Annotated in this window: 1 rRNA gene; it reads right to left on the minus strand. The window is 55.0% G+C overall.

What is annotated here, in order from left to right:
- A 23S ribosomal RNA gene (locus EIZ37_RS25725) occupies positions 1–353 on the minus strand; the annotation flags it as partial.

Consider the following 353-nt stretch of genomic DNA (forward strand, 5'->3'; position numbering starts at 1 on the left):
CCCCTACCCAACAACACATAGTGTCGCTGCCGCAGCTTCGGTGCATGGTTTAGCCCCGTTACATCTTCCGCGCAGGCCGACTCGACCAGTGAGCTATTACGCTTTCTTTAAATGATGGCTGCTTCTAAGCCAACATCCTGGCTGTCTGGGCCTTCCCACATCGTTTCCCACTTAACCATGACTTTGGGACCTTAGCTGGCGGTCTGGGTTGTTTCCCTCTTCACGACGGACGTTAGCACCCGCCGTGTGTCTCCCGTGATAACATTCTCCGGTATTCGCAGTTTGCATCGGGTTGGTAAGTCGGGATGACCCCCTTGCCGAAACAGTGCTCTACCCCCGGAGATGAATTCACG

The sequence above is a fragment of the Brevibacillus migulae genome, assembly GCF_004521915.1.
Taxonomy (GTDB): domain Bacteria; phylum Bacillota; class Bacilli; order Brevibacillales; family Brevibacillaceae; genus Brevibacillus_F; species Brevibacillus_F migulae.